The following is a 19628-nucleotide window of genomic DNA, read 5'->3' as shown; positions in this document are numbered from 1 at the left end:
AGAAGGATGGTAAGGTTGCGGAAGTGCTCGAGAACCTGAACCAAGAAATTAAAGACGACGAATTCGCTCCGGAAGAAGCGTAAGGGGTGCAGCATCATGGAGGATATGGTTAAGGGATATAAATGGACCAGGCGTAACTTACAGGCGCTGCGCACGCTGAATACGGACAAGGCTGAGCGGCAGATCATCGGTGAAATGATTTCGGACTGCAATTACACGCTTGAGTGGCTGCAGTCTGGCCGCCGGCCGGGGAACCGCCGGGGAATCGAACGACGCGCAGCTTACCAACGGGAAAAATTAATGGACCCGGTTCGAATGCAGGCTTTTGTTAGTGGCAGCACAACCGGAAGCCCGGCAAATCTGTCGGAATGGGAAAGGTTTAGGATTGATGATGCACTTTCAAGGTTATCGGAAAGGGAGAGGGAATGTTATGTTCTCGCTCATGGTCATTGTTTTTCACACTACGAAATATCGCAAATGCTAAACATCACAAAAGGATCGGTTGATTCCTATATCCAAAGGGCTCAAAGAAAGATATCCAGAGAATTAATACAAAATATTTTTCTTTCAGGTTAAATCTTGCCATGCGAATGCCACCTATATGTGAGAGGTAAAACTCTCCGCCAAATTAAGTTGCATTAGAGTCATGCAGTACGAAGAGATCGGGGAGCCCTCCCGGTCTCTTTTTCGTTGTCGTAAACCTAAGGAGGAAGGGGCCATGTATTTAGACAAGCTTGAATTAATTATCACTAACCACGCCTACGACAAGTATTGTTCCAGGGTAAAACAGATCGATAGGGATGAACTGGCAGATCAGTGCAAGGCTCACATTCAGAGCGGCAACTGGTTCCGGCAGAAGGAATATATCAAGCTTGACGGTATATGGTGGGTGTTCTCCATAGTCAAGCAGTCCAAGTTATTTTTTATCACCTGCTACGGAGAGACAACACACCATTTGCCATCCGCGAAGAAATGGCAGAGAGTTAATAAGGATCGGGTTCGATTACGATAGCAGGACTTCTCTGGCTGCCACAGAAATATTAAGCAACATCATATTTCCAGGGGAGATGGCATAATGGCTGTTTTAATGCGTGATCGGTTGACTGAGGCAGAAATGAGAAGCATAGTTGATCCAAGAGTTATAAAACGAATAAGGGATCATTGGGGTGATCCAGAAGCTGGAGAATTATTCATTATCGAGGATCAACCTGGTGTATTCGTCATTACTGATCCAGAATATTATCCAGAGGACAATGATTACTGTATTCGATACGATGACGCAGAAGGAATCAGAATAGCTGTCGAGCATAATAAAGCATTGCCGTTACTTTCTGTCGCACAGATGATTGATATTTTGTCATATGATTTCCAGTTTCAAATACAGAATTTCAAGTTCAATTGGTTCATTGCCAGGGATGCTCATTATATACAGGGCGATGACGGTGATGACTTGGCAACGGTTCTTATGAAAGCTATAAAGGAATTGTTAGTAAAGTGATATTGATATTATCAAAATTAACCTTTTATTATCCATGTTTTGTAGTATTATGGAATTTAGAGAGAGTTCTCTAATATTACATAAAAGGGGTATGTAGCAGTGATAAAACTTTATGGCGATGAAGCGAAGATAGAATGCGAAATTTGTGGAAAAGATGTAATTCAGGGAAGTAAGGATAAAGGTCCTGGCATTATTGTAATTGTTGAAAATAAGCAAGGTACTATTACTGATGTGATACCTTGTTGCAAAGGCACTTGCGATGATAAAGTAAGCCAGTCGGTTAAAGGTGTTGATGGGTGGAAGGATGTAACTGAGTTTACAAATCCGTTGCTATTCATGCAAAATTCAATGGCCTTTATAAATAACGTTCAGCAAAACAAATTCAGCGAAGAAGCTTTTGAAGCTTATAAAAAAGTACTTCTAGTTGGTTATCAGTATGTCTTAAGAGAACCTACTGACAACGAGTGGGAAAAATATCAAATTAACACAATGATAAATTTTTAAGCGCCCTAATAGGCGCTTTTTTTTATTAGATCAAAGCGATAGAGGGGTGCACAGGGTGAAAGTAGTTCAACCGATACGGGACCGTAGACGCCTCCAAGCATTTAAGGACTACCTGCTTAAGACGGACTTTCGCAACTATGCTCTATTCATGCTGGGTATAAACACGGCGCTCCGGATCTCTGACATCCTACCCTTAAAAGTGTGGATGGTGAAGGGGACGCACATTAACCTGGTCACCGAGAAGACCGACAAGCGTATGCGAATCAAGATCAACAAGGAGCTGCGCAAGGTGCTGGACCAGCTGATCGAGGGGAAGGACGATGAAGATTACCTGTTCCCCGGCCGCAGCCGGAAGAAGATCAGCGGACGAAAGAACGAGCCGATCAGCCGCAGCATGGCCTACAAGATACTCGCCCAGGCCGGAAAAAAGTTTGGTCTGGATAACATCGGCTGCCACACCATGAGAAAGACCTGCGCTTATCACTTATACGAGCGAACAAAGGACATAGCGTTACTAATGGAGTTGCTTGGACACACAGAACCAAGCGACTCTTTGCGTTATATCGGGGCCCTTCAGGACCTGTTAGACTCCGCTTTAGACGAAAATCCGCTGTAGAGTTACCCATAATTCGGCGCAAAGTGAACTCATTTTTGAGAGGAATCTCAAGCACTTGAAAAATCTAAAAAAGTGTGAAACCTCTGAATTACACACAAAGCCTTTTTAGGGGAACTCAAAGGCTGTTTTTTGGGTGTTTTTGAGGAGTTTAAATTTCAAAATCACAAGCGCCTGTGAAAGTCAAGGAAAAAAGTGAGAAAACAAACTCAAATAGGAGGTGTTTAGCATGGGGGAGAACATGATCGTATTGATTTTGCCTAGAACTGTTATTGAGTGCCTTCAAATCGTGAACCAAGTGGTTTTGTTAGGGATATCTTGCTATTTTATTTATGGCTTCTGGAAAACCAAAAAGAAAAGATAATCTTATGGCTGCCAATATCAAATTACTCTTGCCGCAGCAAAAGATTGGAGGTGGAGCAATGAACGATGTCACGTCAACGTAGCCCAGACCGCGAGAAAGCTGCTAAGCTCTGGATCCGCAGCGGACGCACGATGAAACCTGCTGAAATTGCCGATAAGTTAGGCGTCAGTGCAGCGCTCGTTCGAAAATGGAAGAGTATGGACAACTGGGACGAGCTGCCGGAGCCAAAGCGCGGGGCGCCGCGGGGAAACAGAAACGCTAAGGGAAACAAAGGCGGTAGCGCTCCAATAGGGAATGACAACGCTGTTAAGCACGGCCTATTCCGCAAGCTATTACCGGATGATCCCATTTATCTTGAAATTTTCGATGCCACGGAAAACATGTCCAGGCTGGAAATGCTGTGGTATCAAATCCGCATAGCATGGTCCAATATCCTTGATGCCCAACGCAAAATGCATGTCACGAGCAAGGATGAAATGATAAAAGAGGTCAAAAAGCGCAAGTTTGAAGTGCATTCAGATGGCGACAACATGGTTCCTATCATGGTCGAAGAAGAGTTTGAATTCCAGTTCGCTTGGGATCGTCAGGCAACCGCACTCAACGCTCAGACACAAGCCATGCACAGGCTAACGACCATGATCAAGCAGTATGAGGACATGCTTCGGACAATGCCGCCGGAAGACGTCCATGACGAGCACCGGTTACGCCTAATCAAGCTGAAGGCTGAGGTCGAAAAGGTAACCAAGGACGATACGAAGCAGCCTCTCACGCTCACCGTAGATTACGGGGATGATGAGCCATGAGCCGGGGCGTCGTGAAGTTTAACCCAGCCTTTCGCCAGGTCAACCGTTCAAAGCACCGGTACCGGGTGATGAAGGGCAGCGCCGGCAGCGGGAAATCCGTTAACGTGGCACAGGACTTCATCATGAAGCTGTCAGATCCCACGTATAAAGGCGCGAACCTGCTGGTTGTCCGCAAAGTAGATGCCACACACCGGAACAGTACCTTTGCCGAGCTGCAGGCGGCTATCAACCGGATATTCGGGGATGAGGCAGAAGAGTATTGGGAAGTTCGCCAGTCACCTCTTATGCTCCGCAGCAAGGTTACCGGGAATCAGATCATTTTCCGCGGCGTCAATGATGCACGGGACCGGGAAAAGCTGAAATCGATCACGTTCACAAAGGGGAAACTCACGTGGATATGGATCGAGGAAGCAACGGAAGTCATGGAATCCGATATTGATATCTTGGACGACCGGCTCCGGGGTATCCTGCCGAACAGCAACCTGTATTATCAAATGACGCTTACCTTTAACCCTGTATCCGCAACGCATTTTATCAAGGGGAAATACTTTGATATCGAGCATCCCGACGTCTTAACGCACCACAGCACATACCTGAACAACCGATTCATTGACGAAGCCTATCACCGGCGGATGATGATGAGGAAGGAACGGGATCCGGAAGGCTACAAGATTTATGGTGAGGGAGAATGGGGCGAAACGGGCGGCCTGATCCTCAGCAACTACACTGTCCATGATTTTGATACCTCGCATGAGCGGTTCGACGTTATGACTCATGGACAGGACTTTGGTTTCAACCATGCGAATGCCATACTCACGGTCGGTTTCAAGGACGGTGAGCTGTTTGTGTGCCATGAAATCTATGTCCATGAGAAGGACACAGGCGAAATCATCCAGATGGCGGAAGGAAAGCTGGACAAGCGCTTCAGGATGCCTTGCGACAGCGCCGAGCCGGACCGGATCAAGACGTGGAAGAAAGCCGGATACCGAGCCTATCCCGTGAAAAAGGAACCCGGCAGCGTAAAAGCACAGATCGACTTCCTCAAAAAGCATAAGATCCATATCCATCCTGATTGCGTGAACACCCTTAAGGAAATCTCGCAATGGAAATGGAAGTTCGATCCCAAAAAGAACATTTACCTGGACGAACCGGTTGATTTCTTCGATGACGCCATGGCCGCGCTGCGGTACAGCATTGAGGACATGCGCCGCGGTTCCTCCATCGCATTCGAATAGGAAAGGCGGTGAGGCAATGAGCCTCATGCAAGACATATTCTCCATCCTGCAGGCAGGCGCCGCGTCCGCCATGACAACCGAGCAGATCATCGAGCAGGAAATCAAGGACTGGCTAACAAGCAGCCAGCGCAGCCAAATGCTGGCCGGGGAGAGGTATTATAAAGGTGATACCGACATTCTCCAACGGGTTCGCACGGTCGTCGGGGAAGGCGGTAAGCTGGAGCCTGCGAAGAACTTGGCGGACAATCGCCTGGTGCATCAGTTCATCCGGAAGCTGACCGATCAGAAGGTTGGCTACCTGCTTAGCAAGCCGATTGCGATTCAAACGGATAACGCCAAGTATCAAGAGCTGCTGGGTGACTTATTTGATAAGAACACGCTTCGGCTTCTGAAAAACATCGGCAAAGAAGCGATCAACAAAGGCAAAGCGTGGGTTCAAGTGTATTACAACCCATCCGGCCAGCTCGCTTTTAAGAAGATCCCATCAGAGGAGATCATACCGCTATGGGTGGATTCGGCTCATACCGAGCTGCAGGCCGTTATACGGACATACGATGTCACAGGATATGAGGGCACGACCAAGAAGAACCTGACCAAAGTAGAGTATTGGGATACGCAGGGCGTCAAAAAGTATGAACTGGTTGACGGGAAGCTTACGCCTGACATGGATCAGGAGAGCAGCCAGTCCCATTTTTCCGCCATTGTGGACGGCGTAGAGCAAGCATACAACTGGGAGCGCGTTCCGTTCATTTGCTTCAAGTACAACGACGAGGAGTTGCCCCTAATCCAGTTCCTGAAATCGCTCGTTGATGATTACGACAAGCGCAAGTCTGACAACTCCAACAATTTAGAGGATCTACCGAACAGTATCTTTGTCATCAAAGGCTACGACGGCACGGAGGCGGGCGAGCTCCGCAAGAACCTTTCCACGTACCGGCTCATCAAGGTAGACGGGGAAGGTAACAGCGGCGTGGATACGATCAGTTTGGAAATCGATACCGAAGCGTATAAGACGCACATGGAAATGAACCGCAAGGACATCTATGAGTTTGGCCGCGGCGTGGACACGTCCGCCAAGGAGTTCAGCAGCAATGCAAGCGGGGTCGCCCTACGGTCGCTGTATAATGACCTGGACATGGACGCCAACACGCTCGAAACGGAATTCCAAGCCAGCTTGGAGCAGTTATGCTGGTTCATTGACATGCACCTGATCAACTCCGGACAGGGCGATTACACGAAGGAGCCGGTCGAATTCCTCTTTAACCGGGATATCCTGATCAACGAGACGGATACGATCACCAACGTCAAGAACAGCGTCGGCATTCTCTCACAGGAAACCATCTTGGCAAATCATCCTTGGGTCCAGGATGCTAAGGAAGAACTTAAGCGCGTCCAGGAAGAAGAGCAGGCCGCTCCAGACGATCCACAGGGGTATGGCGGCTTGGGTAAGGACAAAACACCGCCTGAAGGCGGCGGTACCCAATGAGAAGCGACGCGTACTGGACCGATCGGTTTGACCAACTCACGGACGCGCTGATCGGCAAGGGAGAAAAATACACCGAAGACCTCAACACGCAGTATGATAAGGCGATGGCTTCCTTACAGCGGGATATCGATACGTTTTACACCCGGTTCGGCCATAATAACGGCATTATGGACATGGCAACCGCCCGGCAGGTACTGAAAGCCGGCGAGCTAAAAGAGTTCAAATGGACTGTTGAGGAATACATCGAGAAGGGGAAAGAAAACGCGGTAGACCTCCGCTGGATGAAGGAGCTGGAGAATGCATCCATTAAAGTCCGTGTGAGCCGCTTAGAGGCGTTGCAGACGCAGATGAGGCAACATATCGAAATTCTGTCTGCAAAGCAGCAGAAGGGCACAGCGGACACCATGGGTACCATTTACAAGGATGGATACTATCAATCCATCTACGAGATGCAAAAAGGCGTGGGCCTTGGCTCCTCCTTCGCGAAACTGGATCACACCCAGATCGAGAAGCTTCTTTCACGGCCTTGGTCGCCGGACGGGACGAATTTCAGTACCCGGATATGGGGCGACAAGACGAAGTTGCTTAACGAGCTGCAGACGGCTCTCACGCATGGTCTTATACGCGGGGATACGGCCAAGGACGTGGTTGACGCCTTCGCCAAGAAAATGAAGGTCTCCCGGTCGAATGCAGAGAGGTTGATCCTTACGGAGTCTGCTTACTTTTCCGGACAGTCCCGTTTGGATGCTTATAAAGAGCTTGGCGTCGAGATGTATAAGTACACGGCGACGCTGGATTCCAGGACATCCCCCGCATGCCGGGACATGGACGGCAAAGAATTTCTGCTGTCGGAAGCTCAGGCCGGGGTAAACTATCCGCCGCTGCATGTCCGCTGCCGATCAACGACGATTCCGCACTATGAAGAAAACGTCAAGGTACGGTCAGCGATGGACGACAAAGGGGAATATTACGATGTTCCCGGCGGAATAACCTATCCTGATTGGGAAGCGACGTACGCCAAAGAAGCAAGTGAACCATTTAAGCTGAACAATATCCCTGATCCGGCAGCACCGCAGCCGCCGACACCGGCACAGCAGCCGTTCGTCCCGGCCAAGACGGTTCAGGAAGCAGAGGAAGCCGCCTTGAGAGACTATGGGTTCGATAAGGCGGACTATACGGGACTTGACGTGGATAGCGCCAATTCAGTGAATCGGGCCATGGACAAGGCAATGAAAGAGTACCCGAGCATTAAAGGGTTTGCCAAGGAAATTACAGCCGTGGATACAGAGGACTTTGTAGCACAAGCAGGCTTGGAATACACTGGCGGGAAAGTCTTGTCAAACCTGAAAATTTCATCGCATTACTATAATTCCCAAGATATAGATGATATAATTAAGGCATCAGTGGATGTGAAGCATTGGCCGCCAGGCTCGAACCGCGAATCTCTCTTTGTTCATGAATTCGGCCATCTGTTGGAATATGCCCACGCCATGAAGGTCATGGGCGTCTGGACCGGTTCCAAGGTTTCCGTAGATGACGTGCAAATTATATTCTCACGTTTAAACCGCGGGGTATTATCGACGGAGATCGTCAAGGAAGCACTGGCGAACTTGGGGATCGACCACACCAATGAAAACATCCGCGAAGAATTAAGCGATTATGCTAACAAGAATTCCAAAGAAATCCTTGCCGAATCGTTTGCCGAAGCTATTGGTATAGAAAATCCAAGGCGGCTGGCAACAGAGGTTATAAGGATCCTAAATCGAAAACTGCAGGAGGCCGGTATGCTATGATGCCCTTTATTCCGCCGAAACTAGCGCCATGGATCCATTTTGGCAATGATACGGTACATTTGAAACCGGACGCTCCGGACGATGTGAAACCGTTATATGAGAAACTGAAAATGGTTATGGATGAACATACCCAAAATGAATTTAAACTGTAAGGCGCTCCCGCATAGTCGAGAGTGCTTTTTTATTTGGGGAGGAGGATTTACATGATCGGTAAGAAAAGACTGTCCTGGGTGAAAAAAAGAAGCCTAAAAAAGATGGGTATCTTTAGGCTTCCGGCAGTTGGACATCCTTGGGTGGGTTCACCTTACAAGTGGGCCATTGTCATGAGAGACAGAAAAGTTATGCCTCTAACAGATAAATTTCTTGCAGAAACTTCAATCTCTCAGTTATCAGAACTACTGCTATATTACTCATCGAATCGCGGAGAAGAACTGTTTTCAGATGGGGAAAAGTTTACTAAGAAACATTAGATTCTAACATGCTTTTTATAAGTGCGGTCACACTTTGAACAATAACAGCTTCTCCGGCTTTATCACCGAGTTTGCCGAAATATTTCTTCAACTTTGATTCATTATCAGGGGTTACCTTTTTTTCGGTAAGAATGCTCCTGATAAGATCAGAGAGTTCTTCTTTCTGTTCTCGAGATAGCGCTGTTGAATTCACAACATGGTTAAAGCTATCTGAAAAAGTTATGTCGCCATTAAAGACCTGGGAATTAGAGTAGTTGTTCATTACTCCATTTATAACAACAGACGATTCCTTTTTCTTAAAATGCGGCGTGTCGTAAAACAAATTAAAACCATTTGGGGTTAATGCTATATCGTAATTATATAGTTCGTCATCGGCGTAGATTTTCGATGTTATCTCAATGAATTCTTCGTTTTCGAGAGATTCTAAGTGGAGCATTATTTGCTCTGATTTAACATCAAGTCGTTTTTCCAACTCTGACTTATTCATCGTGGCATCGCTTATACCTTGAGAAGAGGCCTTAGTTGCTAAGACGAGTAGCACCTTGTCGCGAATGTATTTTTCTATAAGAGATAAACCGCTGCGAGTTACACGAGGGTTAATTGCCTTAAAGCCTCCACCTCCGGGCATCTTGACTAATGCAAAACCTTCTACGTGATAATCATCAAGTAACTCTTTAAGTACATCGAAGTAAGTTTCGTCAGAAATTTCAAAGTCAAACTTGTTTGCGTAGTAGTTTCCTCTTTGGATATTAAGGAGCATTTTAAAAGAAACTCTATCAAATTCTGATGCAGTAATGCGCACTGTGTTGTCTCCCCTTTAAGAATATATTGGTTATATATTCTAAATTATATTCTACTATTTATAAAAAATGGAATCTCTTTTTTGGGCTCTGGCTGAGACTGCCGGGGCCCTTTCTATTGCTCGTTGGCCGGAGCATCACGGCCGCCCATGGCGGTGGGTTACGCCAAAAAAACTAAATGGGAGTGTTCACAATGGATAAATTGAAGGAATTGCTTGGAGAGGAACTGTACAACCAGGTCGTAAGCAAATTGGGTGATGCGAAGGCGGACATTGTTTCTGACGGCAGATGGTTCCCTAAAGACAAGTTCGACCAGCTCAACGAAGCCAAGAAGCAACTGGATACCGACTTGAAGGACCGTGACAAGCAACTGGCGGATCTCAAGAAGGCTGCCGGCGATAACGAGGAGCTGAAAAAGCAAATCGAAACGCTGCAGGAAACCAACAAGACCACAAAAGAAACGTACGAAGGCAAGCTGAAGGAAATGTCCTTTACTTCGGCCATTAAAGCAGCCATCGCGGGGGAAGCGCATGACCCGGATATCGTGTCGGGCCTGCTGGATCGCACAAAGCTGATCCTTTCCGATGATGGCAAGGTAAGCGGCCTCGACGAGCAGCTGAAAGGACTCAAGGAAGCAAAACCCTTCCTGTTTACCGAGAAGCAGCCGGGTCAACCGCAATTCTCCGGTGCGAAACCGGTAGACGCCGGCGGCGGAAAGCCGGGTAGCCTGCAAACCCTGATTGAAAATCAAATACTTGGAGGAATGAACTAATATGGGAGTAGCAAACACATTGGAGTACGCAAAACTGTTTCAAGCCACACTGGACAAGCAAATGATTGCCCAGGCCACATCCGGATGGATGGAGCCCAACGCAAGCCTGGTTCAGTACAATGGCGGTAATGAGGTGAAAATCCCGAAACTTAACATGGATGCGCTGGGTAACTACGACAGGACAAACGGCTTTGTTGAGGGTGCTGTGACATTCGGTTACGAAACCCGCCAGATGACGCAGGACCGGGGCCGGACGTTCCAGCTGGACAGCATGGACGTCAACGAAACAAACTTTGTGGCAACGGCAGCAGCGGTCATGGGCGAGTTTCAGCGCACGAAGGTTATTCCGGAGGTAGACGCCTACCGATACAGCAAGATCGCTTCCGTAGCCATTGGCGGCGGTCGTTCGGCAACGTACACACCGGATGAAGCCACGATCCTGAAACAACTGAAACAGGACATTTACGCCATCCAGGACGTTATTGGTGAGGTTCCCTTGGTAATCACCATGAGCACGATCTTGACGGGTGTGTTGAGCAATACGCCGGACTTGGCGAAGCAGCTGAATGTCGTGGAGTTCTCCCAAGGCGACGTGAAGACGCAAATCAAGGCAATCGACAGCAATCCGATTAAGCCTGTGCCATCCGCACGAATGAAAACGGCCTATGTGTTCCGTGACGGGAAAACAGCCGGGCAGGAGGCGGGCGGTTTCGTTCCAGCGGCCGGGGCGAAAGATGTTCACTGGATTATCACCCCGCGCAATGTGCCGATTGCCATTTCCAAAACGGACAACATGCGCATTTTCGATCCAGCAACCAACCAAAAGGCGGACGCGTGGAAGATCGATTACCGCAAATACCACGAACTGTGGATCCTGGACAACGCGCTGCCGTCTGTATTCGTCAGAACGGGCGCCTAAGGAGGAACGAACCTATGTATGAGCTGAAACGTGATAATGTGCATCGTATCGTAGCTACGGAGGCGGAGAAGACCCGTCTCCTTTCCGAAGGATTCAAAGAAGTAGAGCAGCCCATCGAGGAACCCGACAAGGACAAGGATCTCCGGCTGGAGGACTTAACCATTCCCCAGCTGAAAGAACACGCTGAAAAGCAAGGTGTGGACCTGAAAGGCGCTACGAAGAAAGAGGAGATCATCGCCCTCCTCGAAGGTGGCAAGCAAGATGCCGGCCAGTAAAGAAGAGGTCAAGAGTATCGTCAAGCAGAAGCTGAATCTGCCCGTCAATGACGGGCAGCATGATGATCTCCTTGGCATCTACGTTGACGAGGCTGAGAAGCGGATCAAACATTACTGCAATATCCCGGAGATTCCGGAGGACCTTCGTTTTACCTGGGCATCCTTGGCAGCCACGGCGGTAGCTGCCGAACAAAAAGCGATCCTCTTCCCGGATCCGGTGGATGAGGAACAATTCGAGATCAGTATAGGCGACACATCCGTTAAGACGGGCAAGCCGGCGGCAGCCGTTCAGCCCATGCTTGTGCTGGATAACATGGTATTTGATTACCGGGCGGAGCTGAATGCCTTCCGCCGTGTGAGGTGGTAGTGTGATCCCCACCAATCGATATCGCCAAGTGCTTGAGAAAATGTACACGGACCGAGCGACCATTCAGCGCCGGGGACTAGTGGAAGCGCCAAACCATGAAACTGTTATGCAGCCTATTGCCGTCTACGAAAACCAGCCTTGCCGCTTATCCCAACAGGGACTAGGCCGGAACAATCAAACGGAAGCGCAGAACGACATCCGGTACGATGCTAAGCTGTTTATTTCGCCAGAGCTTGTCATCAAGCAAGGGGATTCCGTGACGATCACCCGCGGCGAAACGGTGCTGCAGTTCACGGCCGGCGAACCATTCCCTTACAGCACGCATCAGGAAATTAACCTATCGCGAGAAGGGTATGCGTAAGCTATGGCGGGCATAGGGGATTTCAACTTTGACGATCTCAAGGACATGCAAAAGGTCGTAGAGGCGATGGACCGGGACTTCCCAAGGTTTATGGATGAATGTATCCGGGAGATTGCAGGAAGGCTGCTTGCTAAAACGATTGCCCGTTCACCGGTGGGTGTAACCGGGGATCTCCGGCGCGGGTGGACCATCGGGCAGATCCAACGGACGGCAACGGGCGTCCAAATCGAAATTATTAATCCGGTCGAATACTCCTTGTACGTGGAGTACGGCCATCGAACGCCGGACCATATGGGATGGGTGGACGGCAAATTCATGCTGACCCTATCCATCAAGGAAATTGAAGAGGAAATGCCCAAGTTAATGGACCGGAAAATGCAGCAGTTTATTGATAAGCATATGAGGTGAAAGCATGGATATTAATGACGTGCGTGACGGCATCTTCGAAAAGCTGGCCGAACTGTTTCCGGCGATAGGGCGCTTTGGTGAGCGTCCACAGCAGGGAATCGGGAAGGGTAAGCATTTTTACGTCAAGCTGCTTCAAGGCGGCAGTGAACACCTCCTACACCATCGCCATAAGCGTACCCACGCTTTTGACATACATTTATTCAACTGCTCCAATAAGGAAGCATATAGCATCGCGGAAACGCTGATCAGCGGCCTGCGGTACATCACGGTACCCGGAGGTCAGCTACGAGGGAGTGGAATGCGGCATGAAGTCATCGACGACGTGCTGCATTTTTTTGTGGACTTTAATTTCCATGTCATGCAGGCGGTGCCAGCGGGCACGCCAATGCGGACGATGAATACGGAGGTGAACGCCTAATGGCGGCACAACGAGATAAAGAAACAGAAGCGGAATTCGTCCCAAGTTACGAAAAAGCGCAGATACTTCAATCGCAAAAGTATGCTGCGGATCGGGACGTGCTTCAGGCATTACTTGAGGATGGTCGAACCTTTTCTCTCAAGCAAATCGACGAGCTTCTCCGGAAGTTCTATAACCAGGAGGCGAAGTAACCTATGGCGGGTGGAACTTATTCCGTGCAAAACAAAGTAAGACCAGGCGTATTCATCAACTTCGAAAGTGAAGGGCAGTCCCTTGCCACATTAGGCACCCGAGGGATCACGGCGTTGCAATTGGTTCTTCCTTGGGGTCCGGCAAAGGAAATCATCGAAGTGAATGCCGGTGAGGACGTCTTCGAACGGCTGGGTTACGATATCACAGCCTCCCAGCTGCTTCTCATCAAGGAAGCATTGAAACGAGCCAAAACGGTACTACTGTACCGGCTTAATGCCGGGGTAAAGGCTACGGCTGCCGCCGGCAACCTGACGGCTACAGCGAAATACGGCGGGCTGCGTGGGAATGACCTGAAAATCATTGTTCAAGCTAACATCGATGATCCGGCGAAGTTTGATGTGCGTACTCTCCTGTCCGGGGTTCAGGTAGATTCCCAAACGGTTGCGAATATTGCCGGCCTTACCCCGAACAAATGGGTTACTTGGTCCGGTGCTGGCGCACTGACGGCGACAGCAGGCACTTCGCTTGCGGGCGGTACAGACGGGGCAGCGGTAGTCAATGCGGATCACACCGACTTTCTGGCAGCGCTGGAGCTGTACTACTTCAATACCGTTGCTTATGTTGGTACGGACAATACGCTGAAATCCGTATATGCTGCCTTCGCTAAGCGCCTACGGGACGACGAAGGCCGCAAGATTCAACTGGTCGTTGAGAATTATCCGGCGGCGGATTACGAGGGCGTCATCAGCGTGAAAAACGGGGTTGTGTTGGCGGATGGAACCAAGCTGACTGCAGACCAGGCGGTCGCATGGGTGGCGGGAGCGACGGCGGCCGCGGCAGCCAATGAATCGCTGACCTACACGGCGTACGACGAAGCAGTAGACGCCAACCCGCGATACACCAATAGCCAGACCATTACTGCCCTGAACAATGGCGAGTTCCTGTTCACCATGAACAAGGGCCGTGCTGTCGTGGAGCAGGACATCAACACGTTCAAAAGCTTCACCCCAACCAAAGGCAAGACGTTCCGTAAGAATCGCTCTCTGCGGGCGCTGGACAGCTTAGCGAACGATTGGAAAGACACTTTCGAATCGTACTACATTGGGAAGGTGAGCAACAACGCTGACGGCCGTAATCTGTTCCGGAAGGAATGTGTCAAGATTGCCGAGATTTACCAAGGCATTGGTGCCATACAAAACTTTGATGCACTCACGGACATTACCGTCACCTTAGGTGATGAACTGGACGCCGTTTTTGTGGGCAGCAGTGTGCAGCCGGTGGATTCCATCGAAAAAATCTACATGAAAGTGAGGGTCCAATAATCTATGACTGAATTTCTAAAAGCGGGCGACATTGTATCTGGTCAAGAGGGCCGTGGGTGGATAACAATTAACGGCATTAATCATGAGATGTTCTATCTGCGGAACCTGCGGGCCACCGCGGAGAAAAACAAATCTGAAATCAAGACCATCGGCAAACGCGGAACCCAGCGCAAGGCAACGGGTTGGAGCGGGACGGGTTCCATGACTATCTTTTACGTAACCAGCATGTTCCGCAAGCTAATGTACGACTACATTAAGACTGGGAAGGACGTTTACTTCGACATTACCATCGTAAACGAGGACCCGAACTCCACCATTGGCAAACAAACGGTCACTCTCAAAGGCGTAAACCTGGACAGCGTGGTGATGGCCGCCTTGGATGCAGACGCGGACGAGCTGGACGAAGATATCGATTTCACTTGGGAAGACATCGACATGCCTGATCAATTTGTAGCACCCGTTTTAGGCTAAACCAATAAACCGTAAGGGAGAACTATAACATGTCTGATATGAGTCTATTTTTCGCAAGCAATGCGGCGCAGCCGGAAACTGAGAGCGTGCCGGTCTCCAAACGATTCAAGGATGCGGAGGGCAAACCCGTCCGCTGGCAGATCAGGGCCATTTCCGAAGAGGAGAATGACGCACTGCGCGCTTCGTCCACACGGAAGGCAAAGCAGAAAAACGGTGTGTCCGTTCCGGAAACCAATATGCAGGAGTATCTTGCGAAACTAACGGCGGCTTGTGTTGTGTTCCCTAACCTGCAAGACGCAGAGCTGCAGAAATCTTACGGGGTCCGCGGTGCAGACGCGGTGGTACGGAAAATGCTACTGCCCGGCGAGTACACCAACCTGCTAGCGAAAATTCAAGAAATTAACGGGTTCGATGAAGATATCAACGAGCTGGCAAGCGAAGTAAAAAACTAATCGAGGGGGGCGACGGGGAATGGAACATTGCCCTGACCGCCCTCGAAGAATGGGGGATCCTGCCGTGGGAGTTTGCTGATTACGACATGCGTAAAAAAGCGGCTCTCATCGGGATCATCAAGTACAAGATCGAGAAGGAAAAGCGGAATAGACTGGCGGCCCCGGCAATGAAAAGCGGCGGCCGCCGTATGCGCCGCAAGTAAATCACAAAAAGAAAGGAGGTATCCCTTATGCCAACCATCCAAGCCAGCATGGACCTGTATGATCGATTCAGCAGTAAGCTTCAAGCCGTGAACAAGGTGATTCAAAAAACAGTGGAGCTTTCTAGCCAATTGCAAAAAGCAATGGGAAACGAAGTGAAACTAAGCATCAACACCGGGAATGCAATTAAGCAAGCCGAGAAAGTGAAGCAGAAGCTGGAGCAGGCCGGTGACGCCGCCGTCCGACTCCCGGACGTAAATAAACAAGCTGCCGCAGCGCTGAGAAACACAAAGGCCAATAAGCTGCAGCTCCAAGTCCAGTTTGATTCCGCCAGTGCCATCCGGCAGGCTTCACAGCTTCGTGCGGACATTCTGAACAAGCTGAGAAACCTTGTTGCCCAGGTCGAACTAAAGGTGAACGCACAGCTTTCTGGCATCATGGGTCACGTATCCGCATCCATGGACCGCCTGGTCTCTGCCATGGACAAGCTGGCACATATCTTTAACCGCGGGAATAGGACAGGGGATTCAGGTGACGGCGGTGGTGCAATCAGTGCTTTCGGCGGCGTAGGCGGCATAGCTGCCATCGTCACCAGTGTTCTCGCCGCTATGGGCTTACAGCAGCTTTGGCAGGGGACAGTCGGCGGTGCTATGGAGCAACAGCAAACGTTGGATACATTTAGCGCCCGTGCCGGCAGCGAAGCCTTGGGCGGGGCCATCTTTGACAAGATCAGCAAGCAAGCTCTGGACCTTGGTCAGAATGTCGATGCAGCCCTCTCGGGGAGCATGTCCTTTATGTCTAACACCATGAATCCTGAGAAGCTGGAAAAACTCAGTAAGCTCTCTATGCGTTTGGCAAAGTTGAACAAGGACGAGGGAGTCGAGGGTGCTGCTTTTGCGATGAAAGAGCTCCTATCCGGTGACTACGCTTCTATCGTAGAGCGCTTCAATATCGGGCGTGGTCAGATCAAGGGTAGTCAGGCGTTAGAGGCTGGGAAAAAGGGAGATATGGACGGCTTTATCACAGGAATGGATAAGCTGTTGAACCAGCAAAACATGACGGAAGCAGCCTTCATGAAAATGCTGGACTCGCCGGCTGCCAAGTGGGAAAAAGTCATCGAGACGTTTAAATTTCAATTGAAGCAAGCCGGATCCGACGCACTGACTGCACTCGAACCCCTTTTCGACTTCATCATCAAGGCATTCGACGAGGGAAGGTTTGCCCCGTTCTTTAAAGTACTCAGTGCCGGGTTATGGGTTGTTTCTAACCTGATGTACGGCGCGGCGCGGGCTGCCATGTTTTTTGGCGACCTGTTCATTGAATATTGGCCGATCATCGCGGGCGTTTTGGGCGCTATTGCATACATTTATCTTCCGATCTTGATTCGGCAGCTGTATGCAATGCTGGTTCCGATCTATCAGCAGGTAGCAGCGTGGGCCTATCTGAACTGGCCGATCCTGCTTGTGGGGGCTGCCATTGGTGGGCTGGTATATTGGCTGCTGAAAATGGGCGTCACTGCACAGGAAATGGTTGGCGTCGTCACCGGTGCGTTTTATACGTTGGCTGCCTTCATTTACAACAAAGTAGCGCTCCTGTACAACGTATTCGCATCGTTTGCGGAGTTTTTAATCAATGTGTTTATCGATCCTATGTACGCCATCAAGAAGCTGTTTTATGATCTGTCCATGACGTTCCTGTCTCACATGTACACCATGAGTAAAGGGGCGGAAGATTTCGCCGGGAACTTCATGACGGTTGTAAATAAGGCAATAAATATGATCCTGGGCGGCGTGAACTTTCTCATAAACGGACTGAACAACGTTCCCGGATTTGGAAATTTAAAGCCCGCAAAGCTTATCGATGAAAAAAACATACATGCTGTCAGCGGAAATATCAAAGCAATGATGAACCGGCTGGAAGCCCCGACGACGGATAAGAAGGTACTGCATATAGCACGGATGCAGGAAATGGACCTGAAGGGTTCGTTTGATAACGGCTACCGGGCCGGTGCGGGCATCGTCAATAAAGTATCCAAAGCGCTGGATGGCTTTAAACTTCCGGGCGGGGACGCAACCGGCAAGGGAGATATCCCGAACGTGGGCAAAGTTGGCGAAGTCGGCAAGATTAAGGATAAGGTGGACATTTCCAGCGAAGACCTGAAAATTATGAGGGACCTTGCTGAAATGAAAGCCATTCAGAATTTTGTCACTCTGCAGCCGACGACGCATGTTACAACCGGTCCGATCTACAAGGAAGTGGATGTCGATGAGGTCATCCAAAAGATTGTCAGTGATGTTGAACAAGGCATTGCAGCATCCGCCAGCGGTCACTATACCCGGCGATAACTAGTGACTTCTCACGAATCTTCTCGTATAATCCGATATATGGAAGATAAGAGGAAATTTGTGGGAGGGAATCTAGTGAAAAAGCAACTTATTACGTTAACCATTGGCATGATGTTAGGCGCGGCGGCAGCGAGCGCGGTCCCGGTATACGGGGCGGCCAAGCAATTCGTCCTGACGTTATTCGATAAACCTGTGATAGTGAACGGTAAAGTCTACACCGATAAGGAACAACCGATCTTGAATTATGCTGGTCGTACATATATACCGCTCGCAAAGATCGGAGAGCTCACGGGTGTTGAATACAGGTGGAATGCAGCCAAGAAGCAGGTTGAGATTGGCGGCAAGTCGAGCGGGCATGTTGAACAATCTAACCCAGCTCCGGGTTCCACGCTGCCGCAGGGAGGCATCCTGAAACCGGGTACCGTGATTGAGGAAGAAGAAGAGCCTGGATACAAAGGCCATGCCGATTCAGAAGATGCATCATACCAAATTGCTGTCTACGAGCAGAGGGAGAAGTTGCCGCCCCTTATGAGCGAGGGCTGGATATCAGAGGGTATGCTATTAAAAATTGAAGGTGTTTTATTCAATGGTACTACTACACCTTACGTTGTTGAATTCACTACCGGTGCATCTGATCGCAAAAAAGTGTTAGCTACTTTAAAGTTACCTGACGAATTCAAAACAGCTTCAAATGGGGATTTCGTAGTAAGTGGATTAGGAATACGACTCTATTATGGGAATTACTTCTTTAATATCGAGGATTTAAGAAAGTTCAATATTATTGAATGATATTAAGACGCCGAATGGCGTCTTTTTTTTATGAGAGGATTGATATTATGATTGAAACCTCGCCATTTACAATGAAGATTCAATGGAACAATGCAAATGAGGGCTGGGATTTCCCTGTTTTGCCTGAGAAATTGAATATAAAAAGGAACGGAGTATCAAAAGACTACAATATTATTGGATCGGGCCCAATAAGTACAATTGATAAACCGGAGCTTGCTGAAATTAGTTTCGAATGTTTCTTCCCAGGCAATATATATCCTTTTAATAATAAAATTCACCATAAAAAAGTCGATGGTACGCCTGACCCAAACAAGTATGTAAATGATATCAACAGATGGATGCTTAGTGGATACCCCGTTAGATTCATTTATGTTGGACAGAATGCAACGAAAGATGATACTAAGATATTTCTGCCCATGATGATCACCTCGTTCGAACGCTGGGAAGAAGCCGGATCACCGGGTGACATCTTCTATTCCCTCAAACTGAAAGAGTATGTCCATTATGCACCTCAGAAGGTGAAGGTCGTCAAAAAGCCCGATGGCACGGAAGTGCTAATTAAGGAACCTAAGAAGCGCCTGGATATGAGGGTGCCACAGAAAACCTACACCATCAAGCCGGGCGACACGCTGCTGAAAATCGCAAAGCTGCAGCTGGGGGACTCCAGCCGGTACCGGGAAATCCAACTGCTGAACAAAATCACGGATTCAGAAGAGCGAAGAGGGCTCAAGGTGGGAATGGTACTTCAGCTGCCGGACAGGAAGTGATAC

Annotated in this window: 26 protein-coding genes; 25 read left to right on the top strand and 1 reads right to left on the bottom strand. The window is 49.1% G+C overall.

The genetic code is table 11. From position 1 onward, the window contains the following. Nucleotides 1–96: 96 nt before the first annotated feature. The 11 genes from ACFSUF_RS14095 (at nucleotide 97) to ACFSUF_RS14045 (ending at nucleotide 8766) form a co-directional block, all read left to right on the top strand. Nucleotides 97–576, top strand: a complete 480-nt coding sequence (locus ACFSUF_RS14095; protein ID WP_377603573.1) for a sigma-70 family RNA polymerase sigma factor — start codon at nucleotides 97–99, stop codon at nucleotides 574–576. Nucleotides 577–718: 142 nt separating this feature from the next. After that, nucleotides 719–1012 carry a hypothetical protein gene (locus ACFSUF_RS14090; protein ID WP_377603571.1) on the top strand — a complete coding sequence of 98 codons (294 nt, stop codon included), beginning with the start codon at nucleotides 719–721 and terminating at the stop codon, nucleotides 1010–1012. Nucleotides 1013–1075: 63 nt separating this feature from the next. After that, nucleotides 1076–1498: a hypothetical protein gene (locus ACFSUF_RS14085; RefSeq protein WP_377603569.1), complete on the top strand. Its 423-nt coding sequence runs from the start codon at nucleotides 1076–1078 to the stop codon at nucleotides 1496–1498. A gap of 99 nt (nucleotides 1499–1597) precedes the next feature. Then, entirely contained in the window at nucleotides 1598–2002 is a 405-nt protein-coding gene (locus ACFSUF_RS14080) for a hypothetical protein (protein ID WP_377603567.1), read from the top strand. Nucleotides 2003–2057: 55 nt separating this feature from the next. Further along, the gene (locus ACFSUF_RS14075) at nucleotides 2058–2618 is read left to right on the top strand and encodes a tyrosine-type recombinase/integrase (protein ID WP_377603565.1); all 561 of its coding nucleotides are present in this window, start codon (nucleotides 2058–2060) and stop codon (nucleotides 2616–2618) included. 426 nt (nucleotides 2619–3044) lie between these two features. Continuing rightward, the gene (gene terS, locus ACFSUF_RS14070) at nucleotides 3045–3782 is read left to right on the top strand and encodes a phage terminase small subunit (RefSeq protein WP_377603563.1); all 738 of its coding nucleotides are present in this window, start codon (nucleotides 3045–3047) and stop codon (nucleotides 3780–3782) included. Further along, complete coding sequence (locus ACFSUF_RS14065) at nucleotides 3779–5017, top strand: PBSX family phage terminase large subunit (protein ID WP_377603561.1); 1239 nt, start codon at nucleotides 3779–3781, stop codon at nucleotides 5015–5017. Before terS ends, ACFSUF_RS14065 begins: the two co-directional genes overlap by 4 nt. A gap of 16 nt (nucleotides 5018–5033) precedes the next feature. Beyond that, entirely contained in the window at nucleotides 5034–6503 is a 1470-nt protein-coding gene (locus ACFSUF_RS14060; RefSeq protein ID WP_377603559.1) for a phage portal protein, read from the top strand. Then, on the top strand, nucleotides 6500–8296 hold the full coding sequence (locus ACFSUF_RS14055) for a minor capsid protein (RefSeq protein ID WP_377603557.1): 1797 nt from the start codon (nucleotides 6500–6502) through the stop codon (nucleotides 8294–8296). Before ACFSUF_RS14060 ends, ACFSUF_RS14055 begins: the two co-directional genes overlap by 4 nt. Further along, complete coding sequence (locus ACFSUF_RS14050; protein ID WP_377603555.1) at nucleotides 8293–8448, top strand: hypothetical protein; 156 nt, start codon at nucleotides 8293–8295, stop codon at nucleotides 8446–8448. The genes ACFSUF_RS14055 and ACFSUF_RS14050 overlap by 4 nt, the downstream gene beginning before the upstream one ends. 51 nt (nucleotides 8449–8499) lie before the next feature. After that, nucleotides 8500–8766, top strand: coding sequence for a hypothetical protein (locus ACFSUF_RS14045; RefSeq protein ID WP_377603553.1), 267 nt, complete (start codon nucleotides 8500–8502; stop codon nucleotides 8764–8766). Here the strand turns inward: ACFSUF_RS14045 and ACFSUF_RS14040 are convergent. After that, nucleotides 8753–9568, bottom strand: a complete 816-nt coding sequence (locus tag ACFSUF_RS14040; RefSeq protein WP_377603551.1) for a hypothetical protein — start codon at nucleotides 9566–9568, stop codon at nucleotides 8753–8755. The two genes, ACFSUF_RS14045 and ACFSUF_RS14040, sit on opposite strands and share 14 nt — an antisense overlap. Before the next feature lie 191 nt (nucleotides 9569–9759). Here ACFSUF_RS14040 and ACFSUF_RS14035 point away from each other — a divergent pair, with 191 nt between their 5' ends. The 14 genes from ACFSUF_RS14035 to ACFSUF_RS13970 all read left to right on the top strand — a co-directional run bounded on the left by ACFSUF_RS14035 (nucleotide 9760) and on the right by ACFSUF_RS13970 (nucleotide 19625). Further along, nucleotides 9760–10338 carry a phage scaffolding protein gene (locus ACFSUF_RS14035; RefSeq protein WP_377603549.1) on the top strand — a complete coding sequence of 193 codons (579 nt, stop codon included), beginning with the start codon at nucleotides 9760–9762 and terminating at the stop codon, nucleotides 10336–10338. A 1-nt stretch (nucleotide 10339) separates the two neighbouring features. Further along, nucleotides 10340–11257, top strand: a complete 918-nt coding sequence (locus ACFSUF_RS14030) for a hypothetical protein (protein WP_377603547.1) — start codon at nucleotides 10340–10342, stop codon at nucleotides 11255–11257. Nucleotides 11258–11271: 14 nt separating this feature from the next. Beyond that, entirely contained in the window at nucleotides 11272–11532 is a 261-nt protein-coding gene (locus tag ACFSUF_RS14025; protein ID WP_377603546.1) for a hypothetical protein, read from the top strand. Beyond that, on the top strand, nucleotides 11519–11899 hold the full coding sequence (locus ACFSUF_RS14020; protein WP_377603544.1) for a phage head-tail connector protein: 381 nt from the start codon (nucleotides 11519–11521) through the stop codon (nucleotides 11897–11899). The genes ACFSUF_RS14025 and ACFSUF_RS14020 overlap by 14 nt, the downstream gene beginning before the upstream one ends. Before the next feature lies 1 nt (nucleotide 11900). Continuing rightward, nucleotides 11901–12260 (top strand): ABC transporter ATP-binding protein, encoded by a 360-nt coding sequence (locus tag ACFSUF_RS14015; RefSeq protein ID WP_377603542.1) that lies wholly within the window; start codon nucleotides 11901–11903, stop codon nucleotides 12258–12260. Nucleotides 12261–12263: 3 nt separating this feature from the next. After that, a complete protein-coding gene (locus ACFSUF_RS14010; protein ID WP_377603540.1) occupies nucleotides 12264–12668 on the top strand; it encodes an HK97 gp10 family phage protein in 405 nt (134 codons plus the stop codon). Between the two features lie 4 nt (nucleotides 12669–12672). Beyond that, a complete protein-coding gene (locus ACFSUF_RS14005) occupies nucleotides 12673–13086 on the top strand; it encodes a phage tail terminator family protein (protein ID WP_377603538.1) in 414 nt (137 codons plus the stop codon). Beyond that, nucleotides 13086–13277 carry a hypothetical protein gene (locus ACFSUF_RS14000; protein WP_377603536.1) on the top strand — a complete coding sequence of 64 codons (192 nt, stop codon included), beginning with the start codon at nucleotides 13086–13088 and terminating at the stop codon, nucleotides 13275–13277. The genes ACFSUF_RS14005 and ACFSUF_RS14000 overlap by 1 nt, the downstream gene beginning before the upstream one ends. Nucleotides 13278–13280: 3 nt before the next feature. Continuing rightward, the gene (locus ACFSUF_RS13995) at nucleotides 13281–14600 is read left to right on the top strand and encodes a phage tail sheath family protein (RefSeq protein WP_377603534.1); all 1320 of its coding nucleotides are present in this window, start codon (nucleotides 13281–13283) and stop codon (nucleotides 14598–14600) included. A gap of 3 nt (nucleotides 14601–14603) precedes the next feature. Further along, complete coding sequence (locus tag ACFSUF_RS13990; RefSeq protein WP_377603532.1) at nucleotides 14604–15071, top strand: phage tail tube protein; 468 nt, start codon at nucleotides 14604–14606, stop codon at nucleotides 15069–15071. Between the two features lie 29 nt (nucleotides 15072–15100). Further along, entirely contained in the window at nucleotides 15101–15523 is a 423-nt protein-coding gene (locus ACFSUF_RS13985; protein ID WP_377603530.1) for a phage tail assembly chaperone, read from the top strand. A 230-nt stretch (nucleotides 15524–15753) separates the two neighbouring features. Beyond that, the gene (locus tag ACFSUF_RS13980) at nucleotides 15754–18069 is read left to right on the top strand and encodes a hypothetical protein (RefSeq protein ID WP_377603528.1); all 2316 of its coding nucleotides are present in this window, start codon (nucleotides 15754–15756) and stop codon (nucleotides 18067–18069) included. Nucleotides 18070–18144: 75 nt separating this feature from the next. Beyond that, nucleotides 18145–18858 carry a stalk domain-containing protein gene (locus ACFSUF_RS13975; protein WP_377603526.1) on the top strand — a complete coding sequence of 238 codons (714 nt, stop codon included), beginning with the start codon at nucleotides 18145–18147 and terminating at the stop codon, nucleotides 18856–18858. A 416-nt stretch (nucleotides 18859–19274) separates the two neighbouring features. Next, a complete protein-coding gene (locus tag ACFSUF_RS13970) occupies nucleotides 19275–19625 on the top strand; it encodes a LysM peptidoglycan-binding domain-containing protein (RefSeq protein ID WP_377603524.1) in 351 nt (116 codons plus the stop codon). Nucleotides 19626–19628 lie beyond the last annotated feature (3 nt).

Origin of the sequence: Paenibacillus gansuensis, assembly GCF_042684925.1 — a bacterium.
Taxonomy (GTDB): Bacteria; Bacillota; Bacilli; order Paenibacillales; family DY6; genus Paenibacillus_N; species Paenibacillus_N gansuensis.
This window is presented reverse-complemented; position numbering and strand designations above follow the sequence as displayed.

Excerpts from the sequence above, each read along its gene's own strand:
- ACFSUF_RS14095 (WP_377603573.1), top strand. The coding sequence starts at position 97 with ATGGAGGATATGGTTAAGGGATATAAATGGACCAGGCGTAACTTACAG.
- ACFSUF_RS14090 (WP_377603571.1), top strand. The coding sequence starts at position 719 with ATGTATTTAGACAAGCTTGAATTAATTATCACTAACCACGCCTACGAC.
- ACFSUF_RS14085 (WP_377603569.1), top strand. The coding sequence starts at position 1,076 with ATGGCTGTTTTAATGCGTGATCGGTTGACTGAGGCAGAAATGAGAAGC.
- terS (WP_377603563.1), top strand. The coding sequence starts at position 3,045 with ATGTCACGTCAACGTAGCCCAGACCGCGAGAAAGCTGCTAAGCTCTGG.
- ACFSUF_RS14065 (WP_377603561.1), top strand. The coding sequence starts at position 3,779 with ATGAGCCGGGGCGTCGTGAAGTTTAACCCAGCCTTTCGCCAGGTCAAC.
- ACFSUF_RS14060 (WP_377603559.1), top strand. The coding sequence starts at position 5,034 with ATGAGCCTCATGCAAGACATATTCTCCATCCTGCAGGCAGGCGCCGCG.
- ACFSUF_RS14055 (WP_377603557.1), top strand. The coding sequence starts at position 6,500 with ATGAGAAGCGACGCGTACTGGACCGATCGGTTTGACCAACTCACGGAC.
- ACFSUF_RS14050 (WP_377603555.1), top strand. The coding sequence starts at position 8,293 with ATGATGCCCTTTATTCCGCCGAAACTAGCGCCATGGATCCATTTTGGC.
- ACFSUF_RS14045 (WP_377603553.1), top strand. The coding sequence starts at position 8,500 with ATGATCGGTAAGAAAAGACTGTCCTGGGTGAAAAAAAGAAGCCTAAAA.
- ACFSUF_RS14035 (WP_377603549.1), top strand. The coding sequence starts at position 9,760 with ATGGATAAATTGAAGGAATTGCTTGGAGAGGAACTGTACAACCAGGTC.
- ACFSUF_RS14030 (WP_377603547.1), top strand. The coding sequence starts at position 10,340 with ATGGGAGTAGCAAACACATTGGAGTACGCAAAACTGTTTCAAGCCACA.
- ACFSUF_RS14025 (WP_377603546.1), top strand. The coding sequence starts at position 11,272 with ATGTATGAGCTGAAACGTGATAATGTGCATCGTATCGTAGCTACGGAG.
- ACFSUF_RS14020 (WP_377603544.1), top strand. The coding sequence starts at position 11,519 with ATGCCGGCCAGTAAAGAAGAGGTCAAGAGTATCGTCAAGCAGAAGCTG.
- ACFSUF_RS14010 (WP_377603540.1), top strand. The coding sequence starts at position 12,264 with ATGGCGGGCATAGGGGATTTCAACTTTGACGATCTCAAGGACATGCAA.
- ACFSUF_RS14005 (WP_377603538.1), top strand. The coding sequence starts at position 12,673 with ATGGATATTAATGACGTGCGTGACGGCATCTTCGAAAAGCTGGCCGAA.
- ACFSUF_RS14000 (WP_377603536.1), top strand. The coding sequence starts at position 13,086 with ATGGCGGCACAACGAGATAAAGAAACAGAAGCGGAATTCGTCCCAAGT.
- ACFSUF_RS13995 (WP_377603534.1), top strand. The coding sequence starts at position 13,281 with ATGGCGGGTGGAACTTATTCCGTGCAAAACAAAGTAAGACCAGGCGTA.
- ACFSUF_RS13990 (WP_377603532.1), top strand. The coding sequence starts at position 14,604 with ATGACTGAATTTCTAAAAGCGGGCGACATTGTATCTGGTCAAGAGGGC.
- ACFSUF_RS13985 (WP_377603530.1), top strand. The coding sequence starts at position 15,101 with ATGTCTGATATGAGTCTATTTTTCGCAAGCAATGCGGCGCAGCCGGAA.
- ACFSUF_RS13980 (WP_377603528.1), top strand. The coding sequence starts at position 15,754 with ATGCCAACCATCCAAGCCAGCATGGACCTGTATGATCGATTCAGCAGT.
- ACFSUF_RS13970 (WP_377603524.1), top strand. The coding sequence starts at position 19,275 with ATGATGATCACCTCGTTCGAACGCTGGGAAGAAGCCGGATCACCGGGT.